This window comes from Rudaea sp. (assembly GCF_036383415.1).
Classification (GTDB): Bacteria; Pseudomonadota; Gammaproteobacteria; order Xanthomonadales; family Rhodanobacteraceae; genus Rudaea.
In genome coordinates this window covers 1-7,844 of sequence record NZ_DASVOK010000132.1, presented here as the reverse complement: position 1 = coordinate 7,844, position 7,844 = coordinate 1, and the positions used below count along the sequence as shown (strand labels likewise).

General features: G+C 63.8%; 9 protein-coding genes. 5 read left to right on the top strand and 4 right to left on the bottom strand.

Annotation, left to right across the window (positions count from 1 at the left end):
• Positions 1-501, top strand: a 501-nt coding sequence (locus tag VF497_RS05155; protein ID WP_330886565.1) for an SDR family oxidoreductase, incomplete at its 5' end; no start/stop codon positions are given.
• Between the two features lie 27 nt (positions 502-528).
• Here the strand turns inward: VF497_RS05155 and VF497_RS05150 are convergent.
• From VF497_RS05150 to VF497_RS05135, 4 genes are all read right to left on the bottom strand, one after another.
• A complete protein-coding gene (locus VF497_RS05150; protein ID WP_330886564.1) occupies positions 529-1,086 on the bottom strand; it encodes a DUF2058 domain-containing protein in 558 nt (185 codons plus the stop codon).
• 186 nt (positions 1,087-1,272) lie between these two features.
• Positions 1,273-1,485: a SlyX family protein gene (locus VF497_RS05145; protein WP_330886563.1), complete on the bottom strand. Its 213-nt coding sequence runs from the start codon at positions 1,483-1,485 to the stop codon at positions 1,273-1,275.
• Positions 1,482-2,837: a UDP-glucose/GDP-mannose dehydrogenase family protein gene (locus VF497_RS05140; protein ID WP_330886562.1), complete on the bottom strand. Its 1,356-nt coding sequence runs from the start codon at positions 2,835-2,837 to the stop codon at positions 1,482-1,484. The genes VF497_RS05145 and VF497_RS05140 overlap by 4 nt, the downstream gene beginning before the upstream one ends.
• A 102-nt stretch (positions 2,838-2,939) precedes the next feature.
• Entirely contained in the window at positions 2,940-3,755 is an 816-nt protein-coding gene (locus VF497_RS05135) for an FKBP-type peptidyl-prolyl cis-trans isomerase (protein ID WP_330886561.1), read from the bottom strand.
• Positions 3,756-4,036: 281 nt separating this feature from the next.
• On the opposite strand from VF497_RS05135, the gene VF497_RS05130 reads away from it, so the two are divergent.
• The 4 genes from VF497_RS05130 to VF497_RS05115 form a co-directional block, all read left to right on the top strand.
• Positions 4,037-5,923 carry an ATP-binding cassette domain-containing protein gene (locus tag VF497_RS05130; RefSeq protein WP_330886560.1) on the top strand — a complete coding sequence of 629 codons (1,887 nt, stop codon included), beginning with the start codon at positions 4,037-4,039 and terminating at the stop codon, positions 5,921-5,923.
• Positions 5,924-6,143: 220 nt separating this feature from the next.
• Positions 6,144-6,620 carry a hypothetical protein gene (locus tag VF497_RS05125; protein WP_330886559.1) on the top strand — a complete coding sequence of 159 codons (477 nt, stop codon included), beginning with the start codon at positions 6,144-6,146 and terminating at the stop codon, positions 6,618-6,620.
• A 29-nt stretch (positions 6,621-6,649) separates the two neighbouring features.
• Positions 6,650-7,027 carry a GntR family transcriptional regulator gene (locus tag VF497_RS05120; protein WP_330886558.1) on the top strand — a complete coding sequence of 126 codons (378 nt, stop codon included), beginning with the start codon at positions 6,650-6,652 and terminating at the stop codon, positions 7,025-7,027.
• Positions 7,020-7,844: ABC transporter ATP-binding protein (locus VF497_RS05115; protein WP_330886557.1), on the top strand; the 825-nt coding region annotated here is incomplete at its 3' end. The genes VF497_RS05120 and VF497_RS05115, both read left to right, overlap by 8 nt.

Below are 7,844 nucleotides of genomic sequence, written 5' to 3'. Positions count from 1 at the left end.
ATCGACATCCTCGTCAACGCCGCCGGCATCACGCGCGACACCACGCTGCGCAAGATGTCGCCGCAGCAATGGGTGGACGTGCTCAAGATCAACCTCGACGGCGTGTACAACATGTGCCGTAACGTCGTCGACGGCATGTGCGAGCGCGGCTTCGGTCGCATCGTCAACATCTCCTCGGTCAACGGCCAGACCGGCCAGTTCGGCCAGACCAACTACTCCGCGGCCAAGGCCGGCATGCACGGCTTCACCATGGCGCTTGCGCGCGAAGTCGCGCGCAAGAACGTGACCGTCAATAGCGTCTCGCCGGGCTACTGCAACACCGCGATGGTGCGCGCGATCCCCGAGAACGTGCGCAGTCAGATCGTCGCGAGCATCCCCGTCGGCCGCCTCGGCGAGCCGTCGGAAATCGCGCGCGTCGTCGCCTTCCTCGCAGCCGACGAATCGGGCTTCATCACCGGCGCGAACATCCCGGTGAACGGCGGCTATTTCATCGACTTCTGACCGCCGCAAGAGTGGTTGCGCACGCCGCTACCACATCAAGTCCGCCGGCACATCGTCTTCCGTCGGCGCATCCGGATCGCATAGCAGGACGAGCGCCGGCGCATTGATCGCCTGCGCCTGCAGGGCGATGTCGCGCGTGACCAGCAGGTAGCGTCCGGCCAGTTGCACCACGGCGAGTTCGCCGCGGTTGAGCTGGCCGATCTGCTCGGCCGTGCAGTAGATGCGACGAATCTTGTTGCCGTGCGGGAAGTGGCGCGGCGTATCCGCGGCATCGACGTTGAGTTCCTTGCCGTTGAGCAGATTCGCGAGTTTCTGCTTGCGTTCGCGATTTTCCCGCGCCTGTCGCTCGGCATCGCGCTGCGCCTGCTCGCGCTCGTCTTTTTCCTGCTTCGCGCGCATTGCGTAGGCGTGGGCGAGATTGGGTTCCGCGCTTGCCGGTGACTTTTTCTGCTGCGCGGCTTGCGGTTTGGCATGTTGATGCTTCGGCGATTGAAGTCGGCGCGAGTCTTTTTCAGGTCGCGTTTCGACCTTGGGTTTCGCCGCAAAGCCGGCTTTCAGGAGTTGATCGCGCAGGGATTCGGACATAAAACGGACTTGAACACGCTTCGTCGAAGCTCGAATTCTATTTGAAGAAATGAAGCCGGGATGGCTACTTGCTGATTCTTGCGTTCAAAAATGAATTTGAACACGCTTTCGTCGAAGCCAGGATTTTATTTGAAAAGTGCGGCCTGGGATGGCCGTTTTTGACTTCCGCGTTCCGGGACGAATGCGCTAGTAATGTGGCGGCGGCGGCTCATCGCGCGCGTCCTGCCCCGCCGTCTGCATGCCACTCAGCGTTTCACGCAGCCGCACCAGCTCGCGCCGCAGGTCGAGCAGCAGACGGTCCTGCTCGGCCATCGTGGCGTCGAGGCTCTGCACGGTGCCGTCGAGAAACGTCAGGCGCACTTCGAGATCGGTCAGGCGCTGCTCGATCGACGCGCTCATGCGCTTGCTCCGCGCGGCGCCGCAATGCTTCTGCCGCGCCCGATACCATAGTACGCAATGCCAGCCGCCTCGACCGCCGCCGGCTCGTAGATGTTGCGTCCATCGAAAATCGCCGGTGAGTTCAGGCTTGCCTTGATGCGCGCGAAATCCGGGCTCCAGAACGCCTTCCACTCGGTGACGATCGCGAGCACGTCGGCACCGTCCAGCGCCGCGTCGGCGTCGTCACACAGGACCAGGCTCTCTCGCTCGCCGTAGATGCGCCTGGCCTCCTCGCGTGCCTCCGGATCGTAGGCACGCACTTTCGCGCCCGCGTTCCACAACTGCTCGAGCAGGCGCCGACTCGACGCCTCGCGCATATCGTCGGTGTTTGGTTTGAACGCGAGACCCCAGACGGCGATGGTTTTGCCTGCAGGCACGCCGCCGAAGTGGCGCTCGATCAGCTCGTAGAGTTTTTCCTTCTGCGCATCGTTGACCGCCTCGACCATGCCGAGCAGGCGCGCCTCGTAGCCGTGGCTGCGCGCGGTGTGTTCGAGCGCGCGCACGTCCTTGGGGAAGCACGAGCCACCGTAACCGGCGCCGGGGTAGATGAACGAATAGCCGATGCGCGGATCCGAGCCGATGCCGTGGCGCACGAGCTCGATGTCGGCGCCGACGCGCTCGGCGATGTTCGCCATCTCGTTCATGAAACTGATCTTGGTCGCCAGCATCGCGTTCGCCGCGTATTTGGTCAGCTCGGCCGAACGCACGTCCATGAGCACGATGCGCTCGTGGTTGCGGTTGAACGGCGCATACAGGGCCTTCATCTGCTCGATCGCTCGCGCGCTGTTCGAGCCGACCACGATGCGGTCCGGGCGCATGCAATCCTTGACCGCATCGCCTTCCTTGAGGAACTCGGGGTTGGAGACGACGTCGAAGGCGACATCGACCTTGCGTGCGGCAAGTTCAACCACAATCGCCTCGCGCACGCGATCAGCCGTGCCGACCGGCACGGTGGACTTGTTGACGATCACCGCCGGCCGATCGAGGTGCTTGCCGATCGTGCGCGCCACGGTGAGCACATGCGAGAGGTCGGCACTACCATCCTCATCGGGCGGCGTGCCGACCGCGATGAAGATGACCGCCGCATGTGCGATCGCGCCTGGCGCGTCGGTGGTGAAACGCAGGCGCTTTTTCGCGCGGTTCGCGGCGACGAGATCCTCGAGTCCGGGCTCGAAGATCGGAATCTCGCCGGCGTCGAGGCGCGCGACCTTGGCTGCATCGATGTCGACACAGACCACGTCGTTGCCGACGTCGGCCATGCACGCGCCAGTGACCAGACCGACGTAGCCGGTGCCGAATATGCTGATTTTCATCTACGGAATTGTAGCGGGTCGATGTGGATGGCGCGATGACGCGCCCACGAAAAAGGCGCGGATCACTCCGCGCCTTTTCGACTTTCGTATTGCAGCGCGAGCTTACTGCTTCGCGGCGGCGGGCTTGTCCACCGGCTGCGGCGTCTTGGCGTTGCCAGCCGCTGGCGCGGGCGGCTCGATGCCGACCAGGGTGACGTCGAAGATCAGCGTCGCGTTCGGACCGATCGGGCCCGGGCCGTTTTCGCCGTAGGCGAGCTTGGACGGCACGTAGAGCTTGTACTTCGAGCCGACCGACATCAGCTGCACGCCTTCGGTCCAGCCCGGGATCACACCGTTGAGCGGGAACGTGGCCGGACCGCCGTGGTCAGCCGAAGCGTCGAACTTGGTGCCGTCGATCTTGGTGCCGACGTACTCGACCTTGACCGTATCGGTGGCCTTCGGCTTCGGACCGGTGCCTTCCTTGATCACTTCGTACTGCAGGCCCGATTCGGTGGTCTTCACGCCGGCCTTGGCCTTGTTCTTGGCCAGGAACGCGTCGCCGTCTGCCTGGTTCTTCTTCGCTTCCTCGGCACGCTTGGCCATCGCCGCGGCCTGGTGCTTCTGCATGAATTCCTGGTTGACCTGGTTGAGTTCTTCCGGAGTCAGCTTCGGCTTGACGCCCTTGAGGCTTTCCTGCAGCGCGGCCACGAGCGCGGCCTGGTCGACCTCGTCCTTGATCTGCGAAAGATTCTCACCGACCTTGGTGCCCACGAGATAGCCGAACTTTTCCTTCTCGCTCTTGAACTTGGCGTCGATCGCCTTGTTGGCGGCAGGAGCCGCCGGTGCGGCGGCCGGGGCCTGCGCAAACGAAGCACTGGCAACGGACATCGCGGCAGCCACGGCCGTGGCGGTCAGGGTCTTGCGCAAAAACTGGGTCATGTATGCTCCTGGTAACTCGAAAAAACGTTCGGTAACGATCCGCACGCGGATCCGGAATGCCGTGCGCTCATCGCGCCGGCGCGAAAAGGCTGCGTATTGTGCGGCTCCCATCCCGCGAAGGCAAATCAACCGGAGGGTTCGACACGCCTGCCCGGCAGTGGTTCCGCAGCAATGGAGTCTCGTTCAGGTTCGAGTCGCGCGAGGTCTTCGGGTAAAATGCGCGCATGCTGCGTTTTGACGATCTCGCGCTGCGGCGCGGCCCCCTGCTTTTGTTCCAATCCATGACCCTGCAACTGCACGCCGGCTGGCGTGTAGGCATCAGCGGGCGCAACGGTGCGGGCAAATCGAGCCTGCTGGCGCTGGTCGCCGGCGATCTGCAACCCGACGCCGGGCATTTCGAACGGCCGAAGAACTGGACCCTGGCCTGGGTCAAGCAGGAAGTCGAGGCGCTCGACGTCACCGCGCTCGACTACGTACTCGACGGCGACACCGAATTCCGCCAGATCGAACGCGATCTCGCCGTCGCCGAAGCCGAACACGACGGCATGCGCCTGGCCCACCTGCACGAGCGCCTGCTCGCGATTGACGGCTACTCCGCGCATGCGCGCGCGGGCGCGCTGCTGCACGGCCTCGGCTTCGCCGCCGGTGCCGAAACGAGCAACGTACGCGATTTCTCCGGCGGCTGGCGCATGCGCCTCAACCTCGCCCAGGCACTGATGTGCCGCTCGGACCTGCTCCTGCTCGACGAGCCGACCAACCACCTCGACCTCGACGCGGTGATCTGGCTCGAAGGCTGGCTGAAAAAGTATACTGGCACCCTGCTCGTCATCTCGCACGACCGCGAATTCCTCGATGCGGTCGCCACGCACATGCTCAGCATCGCCGAACAGCGCGTCGAATTGTTCGCCGGCAACCTCACCGGCTACGAGCGCAAGCGCAGCGAGCGCCTTGCGCAGCAGCAATCGATGCTGGAAAAACAGCAGCGCGAACGCGCGCACCTGCAAAGCTTCGTCGACCGCTTCCGCGCGAAAGCGTCGAAGGCGCGCCAGGCGCAATCACGCATCAAAGCGCTGGAGCGCATGGTCGACATCGCGCCGGTGCGCGCGGCCTCGACGATCCGCTTCGAATTCCGCAAGCCCGCGGCGATGCCGGACCCGCTGCTGCGTCTCGACGAGGCCGCGGCAGGCTACGGCGAGCGCCGAGTGCTCGACCGGATCAAATTCAACCTCGTGCCCGGCGATCGCGTCGCCCTGCTCGGCGCGAACGGCGCGGGCAAATCGACCTTGATCAAGCTGCTTGCCGGGCAACTCGCGCCGATGGGCGGCGAAATGGTCGCCGCACGCGACCTCAAGATCGGCTACTTCGCCCAGCATCAGCTTGAACAGTTGCATGCGAAGTCGACTGCAGTCGAGCATCTGCTCGAACTCGACCCGGCGCTCGGCGAGCGCGGCGCGCGCGATTTCCTCGGCGGATTCGGCTTCGTCGGCGACCGCGCTCTCGAACCGGTCGCGCCGTTCTCTGGCGGTGAGAAGGCGCGGCTGTGCCTCGCACTGACCGTGTACCAGAAGCCGAATCTGCTCCTGCTCGACGAGCCGACCAACCACCTAGACCTCGACATGCGCGAAGCGCTGACCGAGGCGCTCAACGACTACGAAGGCGCGCTCGTCCTCGTCTCCCACGACCGCGCGCTGATCCGCACCTGCTGCACCACCCTGCTCCACGTCGGCGGTGGTCGCGTAGCCGACTACGACGGCGATCTCGACGACTACGCGCGCATCGTGATGCGGGCGAACGCGGAAGACGCCGCCAGTGCCGAGGTCCCCACCACGTCGGGCAAGAGCAAGAAAGAGCAACGCCGCGAACGCGCCGACGCGCGGACGAAAGCCGCGCCCGCGATGGATTCCGCCGCCGAGGGCCGCGAACGCGTCGCCCTGCAGCGATCGCTGCGCAAGAAACTCGCTGACCTCGAAAAGCGCATGGCCGCGCTCGAAGCGGACAAGCGCGCGCTCGACACCAAGCTGGCCGATCCCGCGTTCTATGCCGGCGCCTCGACGGCGCAGATGCTCGAACTGAGCCATCAGTCAAACGCTTTGGCCGCCGACATCGGCACGGTGGAAGAGGCCTGGCTGGCCGCGCAGCACGAGCTTGAGCAAGCCGAAGCGGCCTGAGCAGCGCGCAAATTCTGTCCGAAGTTGTTGCAGGCTGGCTCTGCATCAGCGCTTTTTACGCGCCTGAAATTTCTTTTTCTTCAATAAAATCAACAGATAATTCGTCTTCCTCACTTCGCGAGGAAGTTTTTCATCGATGCTTGTTGACATCTCGTGATTTAGTGTTATAGTTACATACAACACCACTTCATCGACTCACAAAGTCACTACGGAGATGATCATGAACATGTCCACCCCAGTTATCCGGCTCGGCTTGCTCGCGCTGACGGGCGCGGTCATTCTCGGTGCGGCCACCCTGCATTCGAATCCTGTTTCGGTCGCACCGGCGCATGGCCCGTCTGCCTTGCCCGTCGTCACCCTCGACACGGTGACGGTACGCCCCGATACCGCCGACGTGGCCGTTGCTTCGACCGCGATGACCGTTCCCGTCCTGCCCACCGTCAATGTGAGCGCCAGTGAAGAGGAAGTCCTCGCCGCGCGCATCGACCCCAGCGATCGCATCCAGATCCTGTCGACGATCACCGTGCAACCAGGCGCCGAAGAAGTTGCCGAAGCAATGCGCGCCACCGCCGTGACCCAGGTCGGCGACGACGAAGACCGCAGCTTCCTAGTGCGCGCGGTTGCCGAACCGCACCGCCTGCGCCTGGACATGCCCTACTATTCCTTCGGCAAGGTTTTGACCCGCAACAGTAAGTGAACGTCCTTGATCAAGATGCGACCATCGCCATGAGCGTTACCTGGAACGACAATGCCCCGATCTATCGCCAACTGCGCGATCGAGTCGTGGCAATGATCCTCGACGGCGTACTCAAGCACGGCGATGCGCTGCCGTCGGTGCGCCAGGTCGCGGCGGATTTTCAGCTCAACCCGATCACCGTGTCGAAGGCGTATCAGGAACTGGTCGACGACAATCTCGTCGAAAAGCGTCGCGGCCTCGGCATGTACGTCGCCGAGGGTGCGCGCGAAGCCCTGCTGCGCAGCGAACGCGAACGCTTCCTGCGCGAGGAATGGCCCACGCTGCGAGATCGCCTGAACCGCCTCGGTCTGGATCTTTCCACCCTGCTCGCCACCGCAAAGAACACGAACGGCACCTCGCATGAATGACGTCAGCGCCACCACGACCAACATCGTCCACGCGCGCGGCCTGGCCAAGCGCTACGGTGCTACGGTCGCCCTCGACCACATCGATTTCGATATCGCCGCAGGGCGAATAGTAGGCCTGATCGGCCCGAACGGCGCGGGCAAGACGACTGCGCTGAAGGCGATCCTCGGCCTCGCCGAATTCGAAGGCGAACTGTCCGTGCTCGGCCTCGACCCGCGCACGCAGCGCACACAGCTGATGCAGCAGGTCTGCTTTATCGCCGATGTAGCAGTACTACCCCGCTGGTTGCGGGTAAGCGAGGCGGTGGATTTCGTCGCCGGCGTGCATCCGCGCTTCTCGCGCGAGAAATGCCTGGCCTTCCTCGCGCGCACCAAACTCAAGCCGACGCAGCGCGTGCGCGAACTGTCCAAGGGCATGATCGTGCAACTGCATCTCGCCCTGGTCATGGCGATCGACGCCAGGTTGCTCGTGCTCGACGAACCGACGCTGGGCCTCGACATCCTCTATCGCAAGGAGTTTTACCAGAGCCTGCTCAACGACTACTTCGACGAGCAGAAAACGATTCTGGTGACTACCCATCAAGTCGAAGAAATCGAACACATCCTCACCGACTTGATCTTCATCAAGGACGGCCGGCTGATCGTCAACGCGAGCATGGACGAGATCGGCGAGCGCTATGCCGAAGTCATGGTCGGACCGGACAAGGTCGAGGCGGCACGCGCGCTCAAGCCGCTCAACGAGCGCGGCATCTTCGGCAAGACCGTGTTCCTGTTCGACGGTGTGCCGCAAACGCAACTCGCGCAGCTAGGAGAACTGCAC